Origin of the sequence: Sporolactobacillus pectinivorans, assembly GCF_002802965.1 — a bacterium.
GTDB lineage: Bacteria > Bacillota > Bacilli > Bacillales > Sporolactobacillaceae > Sporolactobacillus > Sporolactobacillus pectinivorans.
In genome coordinates this window covers 3,267,741-3,285,268 of record NZ_NXGA01000001.1, presented here as the reverse complement: position 1 = coordinate 3,285,268, position 17,528 = coordinate 3,267,741, and the positions used below count along the sequence as shown (strand labels likewise).

At 45.5% G+C, this 17,528-nt stretch carries 17 protein-coding genes; 13 read left to right on the top strand and 4 right to left on the bottom strand.

Annotation, left to right across the window (positions count from 1 at the left end; genetic code table 11):
• The first annotated feature begins 3 nt into the window (after positions 1 to 3).
• The 6 genes from COP04_RS16100 to nagZ all read left to right on the top strand — a co-directional run bounded on the left by COP04_RS16100 (position 4) and on the right by nagZ (position 5,894).
• Entirely contained in the window at positions 4 to 957 is a 954-nt protein-coding gene (locus tag COP04_RS16100; RefSeq protein ID WP_100488955.1) for a GNAT family N-acetyltransferase, read from the top strand.
• The gene (locus COP04_RS19760; RefSeq protein ID WP_157800346.1) at positions 954 to 1,130 is read left to right on the top strand and encodes a hypothetical protein; all 177 of its coding nucleotides are present in this window, start codon (positions 954 to 956) and stop codon (positions 1,128 to 1,130) included. The genes COP04_RS16100 and COP04_RS19760 overlap by 4 nt, the downstream gene beginning before the upstream one ends.
• Complete coding sequence (gene murQ / locus COP04_RS16095) at positions 1,120 to 2,025, top strand: N-acetylmuramic acid 6-phosphate etherase (protein ID WP_100488954.1); 906 nt, start codon at positions 1,120 to 1,122, stop codon at positions 2,023 to 2,025. The genes COP04_RS19760 and murQ overlap by 11 nt, the downstream gene beginning before the upstream one ends.
• A gap of 35 nt (positions 2,026 to 2,060) precedes the next feature.
• The gene (locus COP04_RS16090) at positions 2,061 to 3,011 is read left to right on the top strand and encodes an N-acetylglucosamine kinase (protein WP_100488953.1); all 951 of its coding nucleotides are present in this window, start codon (positions 2,061 to 2,063) and stop codon (positions 3,009 to 3,011) included.
• A 39-nt stretch (positions 3,012 to 3,050) separates the two neighbouring features.
• Complete coding sequence (locus COP04_RS16085) at positions 3,051 to 4,199, top strand: exo-beta-N-acetylmuramidase NamZ family protein (protein WP_239984903.1); 1,149 nt, start codon at positions 3,051 to 3,053, stop codon at positions 4,197 to 4,199.
• Between the two features lie 102 nt (positions 4,200 to 4,301).
• Positions 4,302 to 5,894 (top strand): beta-N-acetylhexosaminidase, encoded by a 1,593-nt coding sequence (gene nagZ / locus COP04_RS16080; protein WP_239984902.1) that lies wholly within the window; start codon positions 4,302 to 4,304, stop codon positions 5,892 to 5,894.
• A 64-nt stretch (positions 5,895 to 5,958) separates the two neighbouring features.
• Here nagZ and pflA read toward each other — a convergent pair whose 3' ends face one another.
• Both pflA and pflB read right to left on the bottom strand, forming a co-directional pair.
• Entirely contained in the window at positions 5,959 to 6,720 is a 762-nt protein-coding gene (pflA, locus tag COP04_RS16075) for a pyruvate formate-lyase-activating protein (protein ID WP_100488952.1), read from the bottom strand.
• 48 nt (positions 6,721 to 6,768) lie between these two features.
• Positions 6,769 to 9,024 carry a formate C-acetyltransferase gene (gene pflB, locus COP04_RS16070; RefSeq protein ID WP_100488951.1) on the bottom strand — a complete coding sequence of 752 codons (2,256 nt, stop codon included), beginning with the start codon at positions 9,022 to 9,024 and terminating at the stop codon, positions 6,769 to 6,771.
• Between the two features lie 350 nt (positions 9,025 to 9,374).
• Here pflB and COP04_RS16065 point away from each other — a divergent pair, with 350 nt between their 5' ends.
• Positions 9,375 to 10,082 carry a type 1 glutamine amidotransferase gene (locus COP04_RS16065; protein WP_100488950.1) on the top strand — a complete coding sequence of 236 codons (708 nt, stop codon included), beginning with the start codon at positions 9,375 to 9,377 and terminating at the stop codon, positions 10,080 to 10,082.
• 21 nt (positions 10,083 to 10,103) lie between these two features.
• Here the strand turns inward: COP04_RS16065 and COP04_RS16060 are convergent, their stop codons facing one another.
• Together COP04_RS16060 and COP04_RS16055 are read right to left on the bottom strand one after the other, a co-directional pair.
• Positions 10,104 to 10,922, bottom strand: coding sequence for a Cof-type HAD-IIB family hydrolase (locus tag COP04_RS16060; protein WP_100488949.1), 819 nt, complete (start codon positions 10,920 to 10,922; stop codon positions 10,104 to 10,106).
• Between the two features lie 5 nt (positions 10,923 to 10,927).
• Complete coding sequence (locus tag COP04_RS16055; protein ID WP_239984901.1) at positions 10,928 to 11,734, bottom strand: DeoR/GlpR family DNA-binding transcription regulator; 807 nt, start codon at positions 11,732 to 11,734, stop codon at positions 10,928 to 10,930.
• 683 nt (positions 11,735 to 12,417) lie between these two features.
• Between COP04_RS16055 and COP04_RS16050 the strand changes: the two genes are divergently transcribed.
• The 6 genes from COP04_RS16050 (at position 12,418) to COP04_RS16020 (ending at position 17,519) form a co-directional block, all read left to right on the top strand.
• Entirely contained in the window at positions 12,418 to 12,618 is a 201-nt protein-coding gene (locus COP04_RS16050) for a cold-shock protein (RefSeq protein WP_100488948.1), read from the top strand.
• A gap of 281 nt (positions 12,619 to 12,899) precedes the next feature.
• A complete protein-coding gene (locus COP04_RS16045) occupies positions 12,900 to 13,448 on the top strand; it encodes a beta-class carbonic anhydrase (protein ID WP_100488947.1) in 549 nt (182 codons plus the stop codon).
• Positions 13,449 to 13,583: 135 nt separating this feature from the next.
• Positions 13,584 to 13,778: an alpha/beta-type small acid-soluble spore protein gene (locus COP04_RS16040; protein ID WP_100488946.1), complete on the top strand. Its 195-nt coding sequence runs from the start codon at positions 13,584 to 13,586 to the stop codon at positions 13,776 to 13,778.
• 197 nt (positions 13,779 to 13,975) lie between these two features.
• A complete protein-coding gene (locus COP04_RS16035; protein WP_100488945.1) occupies positions 13,976 to 14,815 on the top strand; it encodes a Cof-type HAD-IIB family hydrolase in 840 nt (279 codons plus the stop codon).
• 613 nt (positions 14,816 to 15,428) lie between these two features.
• Positions 15,429 to 15,818, top strand: a complete 390-nt coding sequence (locus tag COP04_RS16025; RefSeq protein WP_162297115.1) for a hypothetical protein — start codon at positions 15,429 to 15,431, stop codon at positions 15,816 to 15,818.
• A 471-nt stretch (positions 15,819 to 16,289) separates the two neighbouring features.
• Positions 16,290 to 17,519, top strand: coding sequence for a metallophosphoesterase family protein (locus tag COP04_RS16020; RefSeq protein ID WP_100488942.1), 1,230 nt, complete (start codon positions 16,290 to 16,292; stop codon positions 17,517 to 17,519).
• Positions 17,520 to 17,528 lie beyond the last annotated feature (9 nt).

Here is a 17,528-nt window from a genome sequence, read left to right as displayed (position 1 = left end):
CGGATGAACTATGAACCATTCACTCAAGTCCGTCTGGATCAAATTGTCAGGCTCTGGAATCTTGAAATCGGAAATGAATTTCCGATGAGAAAAGAGCTTTTCATTCAGAACAGCTATGAAGATGTCAATGTTCTGAAGGCGGGATCCTGTCTGGCAATTGATGACGCGGGCGGTCTCGTCGGATTTATCATAGCGAAAAAATATATGGAATCGATCGCCAACCTTAGCCCGGAAATTGGGTGGATTCAGGCATTACTGGTAAAAACTGACGATAGGCACAAGGGCATTGGTACAGCTCTCCTGAAACGGGCCGAAGATGTGTTGGTGAAGAGCGGTGTGAAAAAAATTTTGCTGGGGAAAGATGTCTGGCACTATTTTCCGGGGATACCGGATCATTATCAGAACGTGAAAAATTGGTTTATGGCCAGGGGGTATCAATTCGGGGGAACTGAGTATGATTTACTGCTGGAAACGGCAGTCCGGGAGATTCCAAAGGTTGAGGCAGCCCATTTTTCTCTGTTAAAGACGCGAATAGATAAAGAAGCACTCGTTCATTTTCTCCAACGCTGCTTCCCTGGGAGATGGGAGTACGAAGCGATCAAGTATTTCGAAAGAGGCGGGAACGGGCGAGAGTTTGTCATTCTAAAGAAAGCTGAACAGGTTATCGGTTTTTGCAGAATAAACGATCCTCAGTCAAAACAAATTGCTCAGAATGTTTACTGGTCCCCGCTGTTTTCGGACGGATTAGGCGGTATGGGGCCGCTTGGCATCGATCCGGATGAACGCGGCAAGGGATACGGACTGGCTATTGTGCAGGCCGGCACAGCTATTCTCAGCCAGCGCGGCTTGAAACATATTGTTATTGACTGGACGAAATTGGTGGATTTCTATAGGAAAGCCGGTGCGCGTCCGTGGAAGGCTTACGCGACCTATTCAAAAAATGTGAATAAAGCGTGATCAGAAAATTGTTCACGGATGCAAGCAAAAAGGATGAAATTATTATTTGTCATTTGAAAGAGCGGGTTCAGGTCAGGGAGCTTGTGCGCAGGAAACATATAAAAGCCTTGCCGGATGATTGGGCCGCTTATGTCGATAAAGGGCCCAAAAAGGATGGTTATGATGCTGGATAAACTTACGACAGAGGCACGAAATAAAAAAACGACAAATCTGGATATGATGACCGTCCATGAAGTTTTGCGAGCCATGAACCGGGAAGATCAGAATGTGCCCCGGGCAGTCTCTATGGAATTAGATAAGATTGAGCAGGTAATCAAGCTTGCAATCCATACTTTTCAGTCCGGTGGACGGTTAATTTATACGGGCGCCGGTACAAGCGGCAGATTAGGTGTGCTTGATGCTGTGGAATGTGTGCCGACCTTCAGTGCATCCCCGGAGAGAATTGTTGGCTTGATTGCCGGTGGGAAACGGGCTTTCACTGAAGCGGTAGAAGGTGCCGAAGACAAGGAGGAAATGGGTGCACAGGATCTTACAGGTCTTTCTCTGACAAAGAAAGATCTGGTCGTGGGCATTGCAGCGAGCGGCAGGACTCCATATGTGATTGGTGCGTTGAAATATGCCGGGCAGGTTGGCGCTGCGACAGCAAGCCTGAGCTGTAACCGTTATTCACAGGTCAGCAGGTATGCAGATGTGGCAATAGAAGTAGACACAGGACCGGAAGTACTGACAGGATCTACACGCTTGAAGGCGGGAACAGCTCAGAAACTGGTTCTGAATATGATCTCGACGGCATCAATGATTGGTCTCGGGAAGGTCTATGAAAATCTGATGGTTGATGTACAGCCGACTAATGAAAAACTGATTGAACGCTCGAAAAGGATCATTATGGAAGCGACCAATGTGGATCTTATCACTGCCCAAAATTATTATCAAAAATCCAATCAAAATGTCAAGGCGGCTATTATCATGATACTGCTTCAATGCCCACTTAAAGAGGCATTAGAGCGGCTTAAAAATGCAAAGGGATTTATCAGGCGGGCTGTTGATAAGGATGCCCGGCCTGAATGACGCGTCATTAATTTCTAAAGAAGAGATGTGCGGATATGGACAGATACTACATAGCGATTGACGGAGGCGGAACAAAAACAGACGCTGTCTTATTCAACGCGAATGGTCTGCTCGTCAATCGGGTGATCGGTGCGGGAACGAATCCGAATGGTATGGATTTTACACGGGTAACCGAACATTTTCGCTCTTTGTTTTCAAGATTGCTGTCTTCTTCGAAACCGGAAAGGATTGCCGGGTGTTTTGCCGGTTTATCCGGATCTGATCATCCGGCGCTGGTACAGAGATTGGCTGATTGCCTTCGTGCTGCGTGCCCGGTAAGGATCGAGCATTTGTCTGTTGGAAGTGATGCAATGAACGCTCTGTGGAGCGGAACGGACGGTGGGCCGGGGCTTGTGATTATTGCAGGTACCGGTTCTATAGTTTTCGGTGTTCCTGAGAGCGGAGAATCTTTCCGGATCGGTGGATGGGGCTATCTCTTTGGTGACGAAGGAAGCGGTTATGCTATAGGTCGGGAGACAATCCGACGTGTTTTAATGGCTTATGACGGACGTGAAAAAGAAACGGAGCTGACAAAAGCCCTGACAGATTATTTTCATGTTCAAGCAATTGCCGACATTGTACCGGTTGTTTATCGATCGACAAAAGATGTTATTGCTGGACTTGTCCCAATCGTGGCCGGAAAGGCGGATCAGGGTGATTGGCTGGCAGGGGAGATTCTGAATGATGCGGCAGAGCAGCTGATTTCGCTGATCCGCAGCGGGATCGTGAGATTTTTTCAAGAACCTGAAACTGTACTCGTCGGCGGAGTTTGGAAGTGTCATGCTATTCGCCGCACGGTCTGTTCACGACTGACTCAGCCTTTCATTTTTCCTGAATTTCCACCGGTATATGGATCGATGGCAAAATGTGTGAATGAGTGGGAGCACCGGAAAACGCAGCTGCTCGATCAGCTAAAGCTGCAATTGAAGACTTATAATCCGGCGTAGTTGTTCAAAATTGCATCAAATGAATAGGAGGCCGTGAACGTGATCCGGTTGGGGATTGAGATGCTGCTTCAGGAAAGAATGGACCTGCTGAAAGGGAAGAAAATCGGCCTTCTGACCAATATGACCGGACTTGACAGCAAGATGAATGCAACGATTGATTTACTTTTTCGGCAGCCCGATATTCAGCTGACGGTTCTCTTTGGCCCTGAACATGGAATCCGGGGAGACGGACTGGAAGGCTCTGCTGTCGATTCATCTATTGATCCAATGACACGATTGCCCGTTTACAGTCTCTATGGAAAAACCAGAAAGCCGAGTCAGAAGATGCTAGAGGAAATTGACTGCATCGTTGTCGATCTGCAGGACATTGGCGTGCGCTATTACACATTCATCTCTACTCTGAGTCTGGTTATGGAAGCCTGCATGGATGAAGGCAAAGAGGTTATTGTTCTCGACCGCCCGAATCCGATTAATGGCCTCAGCAGGGAAGGAAATATTCCGGATACATCCTTTTTATCCTTTGTCGGGCTGCAACCGATTCCCAATCGTCATGGCCTGACGATCGGCGAACTTGCGCGGGTTTTCAAGTATCAGTTCGGGCTTGACTGCGCCTTAACCGTCGTTCCTATGAAAGGGTGGCAGCGATCGATGTTATTCAGTGACACCGGACTGTTGTGGGTACAACCTTCACCCAATTCAACCGGAGAAAATATGGCTTTGCTTTATCCGGGCATGTGCCTGATCGAAGGGACGGAATTATCGGAAGGCCGAGGAACCACCCGTCCTTTCGAAGTGGTCGGCGCTCCCTATATCGACGGTTCGGATCTTGCAAAGAAATTCAATGATCTTAACTTAGATGGTACCATGGCCAGACCTACCAGCTTTGTTCCTTACTATTCAAAATTTCAAGGACAGCTCTGCCGAGGTGTACAGATACATATAACCGACAGCAAACAGTTTCATTCTTATGAAGCAGGGCTGCGTCTTGTCGGTCTGATTGCTGCCGCCTATCCTTCTGATTTTGCTTTTAGAGACAGCAAACAGAAACGATGCATGTTTAATCTCTTATCCGGAGATGCAACAATCCAGCAAATGGTTCTTGGCAACGATTTTGGAGACTTTTTTGAACGCTGCGAGTCGGACTGCATGTCTTTTGGAGAACAGGTCGTTCCTTATTTGCTCTATTAGACTACCATGCCCCTGAAGTGGCACTGCTGGAGGATGGAAAAATTTTTCGGGAGAGAAGACAGTGACAGGCCAATCGAATAACGAAAAAGAAGGTGATTCCCAATGACGGCCCAAATCATGGATTTACTCCATAATCTCGGACAACTGATGGTTTTCGGATTTTATGGTAAACAGATGACGCCTGAAATAAAAAAATTCATTGATGAAGACAAACTGGGTAATATTATTCTCTTCTCCAGAAATCTGGATCACCCTGACCAGATTCGAAATCTGACGCATGAATTGCAGACTGAGGCCAAGAAAGCAGGACATAAACATCCATTGCTGATCTGTACGGATCAGGAAAACGGAGCAGTGCGACGGCTCGGGGAAGGAGCGACAGAATTTCCGGGTTCAATGTTGATCGGTGCCACACATTCAGTAAAAAATGCTTATGAAATCGCAAAAAGGACTGCGGATGAACTGAAGAGCGTCGGGATCAACTGGAATCTCGCCCCGGTCGTCGATGTGAATAACAATTCGCAGAATCCGGTCATCTGTACCCGTTCATTTGGAGAAGATCCGGCGGAAGTAGCGGAGATGGGTCAGGCTTTTATGCAGGGTATGCAGGAGGAAGGAATTATACCGACACTGAAGCATTTTCCCGGTCATGGAGATACCGGCATTGATTCTCATCTTGACCTTCCTGTTATTCCCCATGATTTGCCAAGACTAGAGGAAGTTGAACTTGTTCCTTTTAAACAATGCATTGAAGCCGGAGCGGATGTGATCATGAGTGCCCATATCTACTTTCCGGCCATAGAAAAGCAATACGGTTTGCCTGCTACTCTGTCAAAGAAAGTGCTGACCGGGCTTCTGCGCGAAAAACTTCATTATCAGGGAGTTATTACGACTGACTGTCTGGAGATGAAGGCGATTGACGACCGATTTGGAACGGCACATGGTGCAGTGATGGCATTCCAGGCCGGGACTGATTTGGTTGTGGTTTCGCATACTTTTGCAAAGCAGCAGCAGACTTTTGAAGCGGTCGGCCGGGCTGTCAAGGCTGGAAACATTAATGCTCAATCCATCCGGATGTCGATGGAAAGGATGGATCGGCTCAAAGGAAAATATCTGGACTGGGATTCCGCACTGGAACAGGAGATCATTTCGGTCGAAACAGGTGAAGAACACCGCCTGGCGGCTGAGCATATTTACAGGGAAGGAATTACACTTGTTAAGAATGTCGGTCATGTTCTTCCTTTGTCAGGCAGCGAAAATTCAAAAGTACTCTTTATTTACAGTAAAAAAATTACTTTTTCGCAAGCTGAAGATCATGAAAACCAGTTGCCACTTTTGAAATCAATCGTGAAGTCTGTCCATCCTTCAGCAGATGTGGTGATGATAGAGGATCCTTCGATTGATTCATTTTTAAAAAAAGCTATCTCCGGTCAGGAAAATTATCAGGCGGTCGTTGTGTTAACTGTGTCGGTTACGAAGGGGAGTAAGCTGATAGAGGTTATCGAGCGGTTGAAACAAAATTGCGACACACCGATTGTGATTATCGCAGGGAAAAGTCCGTATGATGCCCGTTTACTACCGGAGACAGACGGCTATGTCTGTACTTACGATCTTAATTTAACTTCCTTGAGTATAGTCATAAGATCACTTTTCGGTTTAGAAGCAGTGAGCGGGACACTGCCTGTAAGTTTGTGAAGCCAGTCTGCACAGAAAAAAGATCAAAAAAAATCCCGCCAATATTAGCGGGATTTTTTGCTTATTATTCGGGCATTACCACAAGATCTTTTCCAACATTCTGTTGAAGCAGTTTGTACGCTCTCATGACATCATTGTTGGACGGGGGCTCGACACCTTCGAGCGTATAATCCAATCCCATGTTCTCCCATTTATATACACCCAGTTTATGATAAGGAAGGATTTCCACCCGTTCGACATTGTCCAGCGTACTGATAAATTCGCCTAGCCCGATTAAATCACTTTCTGAGTCTGTGATTCCGGGTACCAGTACATGGCGGATCCACATCGGTATCCTTTTTTCTGACAGGTAACGGGCAAAGGCAAGAATGTTTTTGTTCGGCACACCGGTCAGCCACTTATGCTTATCCGGATCTATTTCTTTAAGATCCAGAAGAACAAGATCGGTATATTTTGCCAGTTCATCGAACATTTGATGAAAATGGGGTGAATCGACATAGCAGCCACCGGATGTGTCAATCGCTGTATGGACACCGATCTGTTTGCATGCTTGAAACAATTCGATCAGAAAAGGAATCTGAAGCAGCGGCTCTCCTCCGCTGACTGTGATGCCCCCTCCGGATGACTGGATGAACGGCAAATAATCTTTCAATTCACTGACAATTTGCTCCGCACTCATTTCTTTCCCGATACCGATTGCGCGGGTGTCTACGTTATGGCAGTATCTGCAGCGAAGCGGGCAGCCCTGGACAAACACAACAAACCGTATACCGGGTCCGTCAACCGTTCCAAACGATTCGACTGAATGGATATTTCCCAAAACCATTGGACCGGCCTCCCTTCCCAGACTTCACTTCATCATTGAAGCCTTTTCTTAAATCGCTTTGTGGAAAGTACGATGGATAACCTCCAGCTGCTGTTCACGAGTCAGTTTAATAAAGTTAACGGCATAACCGGATACCCGAATTGTCAGCTGAGGATATTTCTCAGGATGATCCATAGCATCCATCAGTGTCTCACGGTTGAAGACGTTAATATTAATGTGATGACCCCCTTTATAGGAATAGCCGTCGAGAAGCGCAATCAGGTTGGCGGATCTTGTTTCTTCCTGTTTTCCAAGAGCCTGTGGAATGATCGAGAACGTATTTGAAATGCCATCTAAAGAGTCATGATAAGGCAGCTTGGCTACCGATGAAAGTGACGCAAGCGCGCCCTTTGTGTCTCTACCGTGCATCGGATTGGCACCCGGGGCAAAAGCTTCTCCTTTAAGCCGTCCGTCGGGAGTGCTGCCCGTCTTCTTGCCGTAAACTACGTTGGATGTGATGGTCAAAACGGATAGTGTCGGTACGGACTGGCGGTATGTGCCGACTTTGCGCAGCTTCGTCATGAATCGTTCAACCAGATCCACTGCGATGCTGTCCACACGATCATCGTTATTTCCGTATTTCGGGAAATCCCCTTCCGTTTCAAATCCAACGGCAAGACCGTTCTCGTCGCGCAGGACATGTACCTTAGCGTACTTGATTGCGCTGAGTGAATCGGCAGCTACACTCAACCCGGCAATTCCCGTGGCCATCGTGCGCAGAATGTGTGTATCATGAAGGGCCATCTCCACGCGTTCATAGCTGTATTTATCGTGCATGTAATGGATGACATTCAGCGTATTAATATAGAGATCGGCAAGCCAATCCATCATTCGGTCAAATTTCCGCATCACGTCTTCATAATTGAGTACATCGCCGGTTACAGCGGCATAGGGCGGGGCAACCTGAACATTTTTGACTTCGTCTTTGCCTCCGTTGATCGCATACAGTAAAGTTTTAGCCAGGTTCGCGCGTGCCCCGAAGAACTGCATTTGCTTGCCTATTCTCATTGCGGAAACACAGCAGGCAATGCCGTAATCGTCACCATATTCTACGCGCATCAGATCGTCATTTTCATATTGAATGGCACTCGTCCGGATAGAGATCTCCGCACAGTATTTTTTGAAAGCTTCAGGGAGACGCTTTGACCAGAGAACGGTCAGATTTGGTTCTGGAGCCGGTCCGAGATTTTCGAGTGTATGCAGAAAACGGAACGAATTCCGCGTCACAAGGGGACGTCCATCAACAGCCATACCGCCGATTGATTCAGTTACCCAAGTCGGATCGCCGCTGAACAGTTCATTGTAGTCCGGAGTGCGCGCGAATTTTACAAGGCGCAGCTTCATGACAAAATGATCAACAAGTTCTTGGACTTGTTCTTCCGTTAGCACATGATTGGCCAGATCTCTTTCAATATAAATGTCAAGGAAGGTTGAGGTGCGCCCAAGGCTCATTGCCGCCCCGTTCTGCTCTTTGACAGAAGAGAGATAGCCGAAGTACAGCCATTGGAAGGCCTCCTGCGCATTTTCCGCCGGCCTGGAAATATCGAATCCATAGCTTGCAGCCATCGTTTTGAGTTCCTGAAGGGCGCGGATCTGTTCCGTTAGTTCTTCCCGCAGACGGATAACTTCTTCTGTCATTTTATTGCTTGTATTTTGTTTATCGATTTTTTTCTGCTCAATGAGAAAATCAACACCATACAGTGCAATGCGGCGATAATCGCCGATAATCCGGCCGCGGCCGTATGCATCGGGAAGACCGGTGATAATCCCGACATGGCGGGCAAGTTTCATTTCGTCCGTGTAAGCGTCAAACACGCCCTGGTTATGTGTTTTTCTGTAATCCGTAAAAACTTTATTGATTTCGTCGCTCATTTTGTACCCATATGCTTCGCATGCCTGTTTTGCCATGCGAATGCCGCCAAACGGCATGAGCGCACGCTTAAAAGGCTTATCAGTCTGTACACCGACAATCTTTTCAATATCTTTATTCAGATAGCCCGGCTGGTGAGAGATAATCGTTGAAACGATTTCGGTGTCCATGTCAAGTACACCGCCGTTTTCTCTTTCTTTCTGAGACAGATCCATAACCTGATCCCAGAGCAGTTTTGTTGCCTTTGTCGGTCCGGCAAGAAATGATTCATTGCCAGTATAGGATGTTACATTCCTGATGATAAAATCGCGGACATCAATTTCCTTCTGCCATTTTCCTTCTACAAATCCATTCCATGCAGATTCGTTTTTGTTGCTTTCTACAATTACTTCCATTGTTCTTTCATCTCCTCATAAGATGGTCGAAGATTGAACTGAATCTTTTATCACACTAATAATTATAAAGGAAGTTATGTAATCGCTTACTAAAGATATGTGTCAATTTTGTTAATAATATTGTTCGGCTATTGCGTGAGTCATGGAAGAAAGCGCATAATTAATAGTTTTTAATGAAGAAGCTTGTCCCTGTAACCTCAATCCGTGAAGACATGCGGTACTATCCAATGATCTAAGGCTATTCACCGGTTACTGATATAAAAAAGCTAAACGGTCAATCATTCAGGAGTATAATTGAAACTAAGAAATTCATCTGGGTCAAACACCCAGTCCATGGAGGAGTTCTGCCAATGCACATTCATTATTTTCAGCATGTTCCGTTCGAACAGCCGGGTATGATTCGTGATTGGGCGAAAGCACGGCATCATCAGATGGACGGCACACTTTTTTATGAAAAAGGGTTCAGGGTTCCGGACATTGACCGGATTGATATGCTGGTCATTATGGGCGGCCCGATGAATGTTTATGAAGAGGATAAGTATCCCTGGCTGAGTGAAGAAAAAAAGCTGATTAAAGAAGCGCTGAATCTGGAAATCCCTATTCTGGGAATCTGTCTGGGCTCACAGTTGTTGGCTGATCGTCTGGGCGCTAAAATTTTTCCGGGCAGACAAAAAGAGATCGGATGGTTCCCGGTCTCGTTCAAAGCTGATGCTCACAGCCCCTTTCGTACTTTTCCGGATCGGCTTGATGTTCTTCACTGGCATGGCGATACATTTGATTTGCCTGACGGAGCAGCACGGATGGCGTCGACCGCAGCATGCCCGAATCAGGCTTTTATCTTTGAAAACCGAGTGATAGGGCTTCAGTTTCATCTGGAAATGGCTGAAGATAACATAGAGAGCGTGATTCGCCATTCGCAAAGTGAATTTGTGGATGGCCCTTATATCCAGAAACCTGAAAACATAACGGGCAGAGCTGAAAAAATAAATGTCAATCGAATCCTGTTGTTTCAATTTCTTGATGAATGGATGACATCACTGCCCGGCGTGATTCGGTGAACAGACAAAGCTTTCCGAGGATCAAAGAATGCCGAGCTTTTTAAGCGCCTTTGCAATGCCGTCCTGATCATTGGAGTCTGTGATGAAGTCCGCCGAGGATTTGACGGCGTCCGGTGCGTTCCCCATGGCGAAGCCTGTGCCTGCAAAGCGCAACATCTCAAGGTCGTTGAAATTGTCGCCGAAAGCAATAGTTTCGTCACGGTCGATGTGAAAGTGATTGATCAGTAATTCCAGTGCCGCTGCTTTATTGGCTTTCTGATCGGTGATTTCCAGGTAGGTGGGCTTGGACTTATAAATGGATGCAGGCGTATTTTCTTTTTTTAAATAATCATTCAGTGAATCAATAGCTGCCGGAGCGCCCATGCACAGGGTTTTATTAATCCGCGACATATTCCCTTCAGAGCTGCTGAATTTGAAAGGGCGGGCAGGGGTGCCGGTAATGGCTTCCTCCTGGACAATCCATCTGTTATCCGGTTCGGGGACTAGCCATTCATTAAGACTGTAAGCTGAAAAGCAAATGTCCGGGAACCGCTTACAAATCGTGCTATGAATATTGAACACGAGTTTTGGATCCATATAAATATTGAGCATCGGGCAGTCTAACGCACCAGGAACAGGCTTGCGATATACGAGTGCACCGCCGTAGCAGACAATCGGATCGGGAATATTAAGCTCTGCCTGCAGGGGAATGATACCACCGGGCATACGGGCCGAAACAAGAATGAAAGGAATTTGTTTCTTTGAACAGTCCTGAATCGCTTCACGCGTTCCCCGGCTGATTCTGTGGTGTGAAGTGAGCAATGTGCCATCGATATCACTGAAAATCATTTTTACCGTCATTTTATCTACTCCCCTTCTTTGTATGCGCTGCTGTCTGAGTGCAACGGTTTTTCCGCAACGATTATCTCCGTATCTTTCGACCGTGCTAAAGCCAGGAATGCTGCTGGAACTTCTGCATCAGTAATGACAATGTCGACATCGCTCCAGTCAAGCCCCTTATAGCGGCTTTTCTTCGAGAACTTCAGATGATCCGCAAGAACAACTGTCTGCCCGGATCTGGAAGCGGCTGTTCCGTTCATATACGCATCGTCTCTGTCATCATAATAGAATCCGTCTGCCGCGATACCCGCAACGCCGAGAAAAGCACCGTCGAAGCGGATCGCTTCAAGCTGATTCACGCTTTTCATATCAAAGAAATACCGGTTTGCGGTGTTCAGAATCCCACCGAGCAGAAAAACCTCAATTGTTGCATGCTCCGCCAGCACTTCAGCCGTATCGAGTGAGTGCGTATACACAGTCATTTCATCACTTAACTGTTTTGCCATGCAGGAGACTGTTGTTGAAGCATTAAGAAAATACTCGCCCCTGGGATTCAGCAGCGGCAGCGTTCTTGCCCCGATCCGCATCTTTTCGCCGGAATAATTCTGCATCCGGTCGCGATAGGCGAGAATTGTGTTCTGCAAGTCCGGCAGCGCAATCCCGCCATGTGTCCGGGTAGCCGCGCCTTGCTCAACCAGCTTGACGATATCCCTTCTGGCGGTGTCGCGGGATACATGATACAAATTACAGATTTCTCCGACAGACATGGTCCGTGTCACTTTCAGATGTTCGAGAATCAGCACAAGTCTTTCTTCTTGAAAAATAATGATCATCTCCTTCCACATAAGTAATTATAAGTTATATCATAATTAAATTCAAGTAATTAAAATTAATACATAAGTAAATAGAAGCAAAAAGGAGTGCTGCTATTTGCCAAGAAGGTAGAAGATCTTGAAAAAATACACAATGTATTTGTTGAACACTAACTAAGGTCCGCTGACTAACCGGTATCATTTTTGATTAAATTTTCTGTGCTCGCGTACATGTTGACATTTTTAAAATATAGATATATGATGTAAATGTCTAGTATAAACGGTTTGATTATTCCTTTTTTTTCCTGCGGATGAATAAGTTGCTTTTTTCGTGTAAAGAATGAATTGAGGGATAGTATGAAAAATCAGGGTGTTTTGCGCTGAATCATACTGGCTCGGTCAGAGGAACCGTAAGGATGGAAGAGAGGTAGGGCTTTCGTTGTTTCGGCGCCGGAAAGCGTTTTGAAATTTTTGTTTATATTAGGCAAAATTTTATGTATATCGTGTGATAAAGTTTGGCATTTATAATTCTCATGTTATAAAGGGTTATCAATGTGCAACATCTTTATTGATACTTTTTATAATATGTGAATTTTTTATTTACACGAGCGAAGATCCGGCTTATTTTGCGGGTTGCAGTGATAGGCAGAACGGTCGCTTTCGGATAAAACATGCGCATATAACAATTTTTAGGAGTGATTTTTTTGAAGACAGGTACAGTAAAATGGTTTAATGCAGACAAGGGTTTCGGTTTCATTGAAGTTGAAGGCGAAAATGACGTATTCGTTCATTTCAGCGCTATTCAGGGCGATGGCTTCAAGACACTTGACGAAGGTCAGGCTGTTGAATTTGAAGTTGTTGAAGGAAACCGCGGACCGCAGGCAGCTAACGTTACGAAGCTGTGATTCGATCCTGATGAAGAAGCTGTTCTCCCTAATCGGAGGACAGCTTTTTTTTACGCTTTAAGAAAGACAAAAAAGGCTAAGTAACCGAACATAAAGCGCCACGTCCTGCGGCATGTTTGGCACAGGCCATCCCCGGCTGTCACAATTAAGACTCAGCACGCGCCAGAGTTTTGGCCTTGCCCGGGTTTTCTTTATATTTTCTCTGAGCGTCAGGCTGGATTAAGAGAAGAAGTTTTTATAAGATAAAATCGGATACATACTTGATATGGAGGTAATTGATTTTGTCACAGCTGGAAGAAATTTTAGCTTTTAATAAAAAGTTTGTGGAAAATGAAGCCTATGTGCCATTTGAAACCTCAGGTCACCCGGCAAAAAAAATGACGATTGTCACCTGTATGGATTGCCGGTTGATTGAACTGCTTCCGCGGGCGTTAAATATTAAGAATGGCGATGCGATTATGATTAAGTGTGCGGGAGGCATGATTGAGGATCCTTACAGCAGCACGATGAAAAGCATACTGGTTTCTTTGTACGAGCTAGGCTCGCAAGCCGTTTATGTAATCGGCCATACGGATTGCGGTATGTATGGTCTCGATGCAAAGAATATGATCGAAGACATAAAGAAATACGGAATCGATGACCAGGCTTTTGCAGCCGTGCGTAATCAGGGAGTCAGTCCGGAAAAATGGCTGAACGGCTTTCATTCGGTTGATGAGCAGGTGAAAAACAGTATCGCGGTTGTAAAAAACCATCCGTTTTTTCCGGGTGGAACGCCGGTTTATGGACTGGTCATCGATCCGAAAACCGGTGAGCTGAGACTGGTGCAATAATTGAACGGATAACCGTTTTCTTATTCTGTTTCGACCGTCTCCCGAATAGGTGCTGATTTCTACAAATTACCATATGAAAAGGGAATATAGAAATCTTCAGTGGCGCACAATACGCCTATAAGGGAGGTGAGACACATGGCAAATTCAAATCAATTAGTTGTGCCAGGTGTACAGCAAGCGCTTGATCAGATGAAAGCAGAAATCGCCAGCGAATTTGGTGTAAATCTTGGACCGGATACGACTTCCAGAGCAAATGGTTCGGTTGGTGGAGAAATTACCAAACGTCTGGTTGCTCAGGCACAGTCTCAGTTCGGTGGCTATCAGAAATAACATAAAGAAAGAACGATTTAATGAATGATAGGAGGGCGGCGATTTTGCCGCTCTTTTTTATATGTACCTCCTCGCCTGCGATCATGGATTTCATAAGACCAATGCCTGTCATGCCTTGTTCTATTTTCAGCCAACCTTTCATAAATTGGGAACAGGAATGAGGTATCTGAAATGGAATTCCGAAAAGGGGGAGGACCTTGGTATATCGCTTGCTCGCACTGGACATCGACGGGACCCTTTTGAACAGTAATAATCGACTGGATCGGCAGACAAAAGATGCCGTCGCTTATGCGGTGAAAAAGGGGATTGTTGTGACACTGGTCTCCGAAAGGCATTTCCACTCGGCGGCGAAAGTTGCCCGAGCATTAAGATTGACGCATCCAATTATTACACATAATGGGGCGTTTGTTTCTTCATCGATGGATCACCCGGTTTACACGAGTAAAATCGATCATAGTGTATTAATTCAGCTGGCAGAGTTTCTTGAAACTTATCCGTGCCAGATTCAGATCTCTCATGAGCGCCTGTCGATCAGCAACAGGCCGCGCCAGAAGAACCTGATTGCTAAAATGACGGTTGGCATGAATGAACCGCTTTTTTATCCGGTAACTTATGTGGATACGCTCAGTCAGTATCTGTTGGAGAACTATGAAGGCGCCACAGATGTCAAAATTAAACTGGAAGATGAAAAGGTGATTGATGAAATTGAGCGGGCAATGGCAGACTATTTCCCATCGCTTGATGCACGGAGAACCTCTCCGTATGATCTGACACTGGTGCGCCAGGGAACGTCGAAATTCAATGGTTTGCTCTTTTTTGCAGGACAGCTCGGCATACCGCTTCATGAGATCGTTGCTGTCGGTGATGGCCAAGAAGATGCCGAGATGGTTGAAAAAGTGGGTCTTGGTGTCGCCATGCGCAATGCCCCTCCTGAGGTTAAGAAAAGCGCCGGGTGGATCACGCGGTCGAACGATATGGACGGCGTGGCTTATGCCGTCAGAGAAATTTTTCGCAAGCAGCTTCGCGTTCATAATTAATTTGATATGAGCATACAAATGATGACCCGTTTTCCGGGTGATCTTTTTTTTGTACTATAAGAAAGTATAAACATACTTAACCATTAATGAACGGTGCAGAATCTGCTTTGCTTTTAACGATTTTTTATATTCATCAACTGCTTTTTGAATTGCTTCAATCTGATCGTCCGGGAGATCTAAAATATCTTCTAATAAGTTGTTCTTTATAAAGTTAATTTTATAACATGACTGTCTCCTAAACATTTTCATTTTTCTCAGGACGCCGCCTGAGCGACCCCATTACGTAAGAGTAGAGCGGGCCGCAATTTTCATGTCTGTCCATAAGTTCTCGGCTTATTAAAAAAGTGACATAACACTGTAATATTTTAGCTAACCATGCAAGTTCTTTGCGGAGTTTTGCGGAAATCACGCAATTTTTTTGCGGTAAGCACGCAAAAAGTTTTCGGTGAAAAAATAATAGGAAAGAGTTACCATTAAAAATATCATAAGCCTATACTCACCTTTTGCTTCATCAGCTCACGCTGCAACATTACCAACCAGCAATACATCTTCAAATGAATCGAACGTAATTCTTCCAAATACAATCTATCCACCAGTCACGTCGGATTCACTTTTGTCTTCAAGTAATACAGCATATGGAGGCCTTCATACCCTTGTAATGGAACCGCCTCAGGGTGGCGGTTCCTATCCCTATAAAGCATGGCAATATTATGGAACCTTCAAATATTCTCAGAAATTTTTACATGTTACGGAATCGGCTATCGTTGCTGCGATCACCCCCTTCATACCATGGGCATCAGCAGCTGTTGCATTGAATGTCGCCTCAATTTACCACACCGCATATGCAGACAATGCATATATCACCGAAGTTGTTTATCGCTATTGGGAATTTTTCAAGAATAATTCTCAAGAACTTCTTGCAGAAAAAACATATTATAATTTTTACAGCGATAGTGCCAGACACCACCTTTTAAAAACTCTTTCACACACTTATTATAAGTAAAGTAAGGGGAGGGAGGACGATTAAACGGAATGAGTAAAAGCGTATACTGGATTTTTAGAATAGTTATTACTTTAGTTTTTCTTCTTTTGATCATTGTTGATACTAGGCACAATGGAAACTATTTTCTCGGACTTGCAATCGGTTATATTTTGCTTAGTTATGTATTAGACATCTTTAAGAGTGACAGAAACAAATAAAAAAAGTTGCCTCTGATTTTTAGAGGCAACTTTTTTTAGAGATGGAAGAAATAGCGAGGATTATTTTGAGCAATTTTTTAAGATTTACAATTCCACATCAGAATGCCTTTTCGCTTATCCTGTTATATTTTTGGTGGTCGCTTGATAGTATGGATCGCAGTCCATGCGGGCTTTTTCAGTGTATTTGCTTATGCTTGTAACGATTGAGAACGTGTGATCGTCTGATGATTATGATAAAATGTTAACAAGTGGGAAAAGAGAGGCGAAACAAGTCATGATTCGATTCATCCATACTGCCGATCTGCATCTGGACAGGCCGTTCGAGGGATTGTCGGAACTCCCCCGCTCGCTGCACGAACGGGTGAAGGAAAGCACATTCAAGGCGCTCGGTCGATTGACAGACAGGGTGCTGGCCGAGCGGCCCGATTTTTTGATTATTGCCGGGGATGTGTTTGACGACAGCCACAGAAGTCTGTCTGCACAACGCCGCTTTATTCAGGCGATGGCACTTCTGCGTGAGGCGGATATCCCTGTGTACCTCGCTTTTGGCAACCATGATCATCTGGATGATCCATGGAACCGGCTGAAACTTCCGGACAATGTTCATGTTTTCCCGGCTGTACCGTCAGTGATCCCTTTCCGGAGTGAAAACGGAGAACGGGTGAATCTGTACGGATTCAGTTATGCACAGCGCAGGGTCACTGAGGACATGACATCAGGATATATTAAACAGCAGGGCGCTGATTATCATATTGGCATTCTGCATGGGGCGCTGCGCTCAGGAGATGGGGAGGATTCGTATGCTCCTTTTACGACCGGTGAGCTGGCGGAAAAAGGTTTCGATTACTGGGCACTCGGACATATCCATAAACGGCAGCAAGTGTCGCCCCCGCTGCCGATCTGGTATCCGGGTGACTTGCAGGGGCTTTCGATAAAAGAAACCGGTGAAAAAGGCGCATCAGTTGTAGAAATTGATCAGCAGGCGGTCCGTGTCGCTTTTTTTCCGACAGCGGACATTTTGTGGGAGAAACGGGAATTGTCCATTGAGGGTGAAGTGACTGCGGACCGTCTGGAAAAGGCAATTGAACAGTCCAGAAATGCGTTGCGCCGTGATTATGCAGGTGTTTTTCTTCGGATAGAGCTCATTTTTTCCAAAACGGATCAGACTTGGAATGAAATTGATTTACTGGTTCGCGAACTTACTGATGCTCTGAACGATGGAGAAGAAGAACGTGGGAATTTTGCCTGGCTTTTGCCGATAATGTTCAAGCTCCGTCCCGAATGGGAACGCAGCAGTATACTCGAAAGTCCCCATTTTATTGGTGATACCTTTCGATTGATCGAAACAAAGGAAAATGTGAATGAAGCAGTCAGTTCACTTTTTGAGCATCACTCCGGACTTCGCTTCCTTGAACCGTTGCGGGAAGAGGAGATCGCCAGGATACAGGCACAAGCCGAACAATTAATTGCCGACAGCTTGATTTCCGGGAGAAGCGACCGGTAAGTTCCTGCT

Bases quoted from the DNA above. Each gene is read 5' to 3' on its own strand.
- COP04_RS16020 (WP_100488942.1), top strand. From the start codon at position 16,290: ATGATTCGATTCATCCATACTGCCGATCTGCATCTGGACAGGCCGTTC.
- COP04_RS16055 (WP_239984901.1), bottom strand. From the start codon at position 11,734: ATGATCATTATTTTTCAAGAAGAAAGACTTGTGCTGATTCTCGAACAT.
- COP04_RS16060 (WP_100488949.1), bottom strand. From the start codon at position 10,922: ATGACGGTAAAAATGATTTTCAGTGATATCGATGGCACATTGCTCACT.
- COP04_RS16065 (WP_100488950.1), top strand. From the start codon at position 9,375: ATGCACATTCATTATTTTCAGCATGTTCCGTTCGAACAGCCGGGTATG.
- murQ (WP_100488954.1), top strand. From the start codon at position 1,120: ATGCTGGATAAACTTACGACAGAGGCACGAAATAAAAAAACGACAAAT.
- COP04_RS16040 (WP_100488946.1), top strand. From the start codon at position 13,584: ATGGCAAATTCAAATCAATTAGTTGTGCCAGGTGTACAGCAAGCGCTT.
- pflA (WP_100488952.1), bottom strand. From the start codon at position 6,720: ATGGTTTTGGGAAATATCCATTCAGTCGAATCGTTTGGAACGGTTGAC.
- COP04_RS16090 (WP_100488953.1), top strand. From the start codon at position 2,061: ATGGACAGATACTACATAGCGATTGACGGAGGCGGAACAAAAACAGAC.
- COP04_RS16100 (WP_100488955.1), top strand. From the start codon at position 4: ATGAACTATGAACCATTCACTCAAGTCCGTCTGGATCAAATTGTCAGG.
- pflB (WP_100488951.1), bottom strand. From the start codon at position 9,024: ATGGAAGTAATTGTAGAAAGCAACAAAAACGAATCTGCATGGAATGGA.
- nagZ (WP_239984902.1), top strand. From the start codon at position 4,302: ATGACGGCCCAAATCATGGATTTACTCCATAATCTCGGACAACTGATG.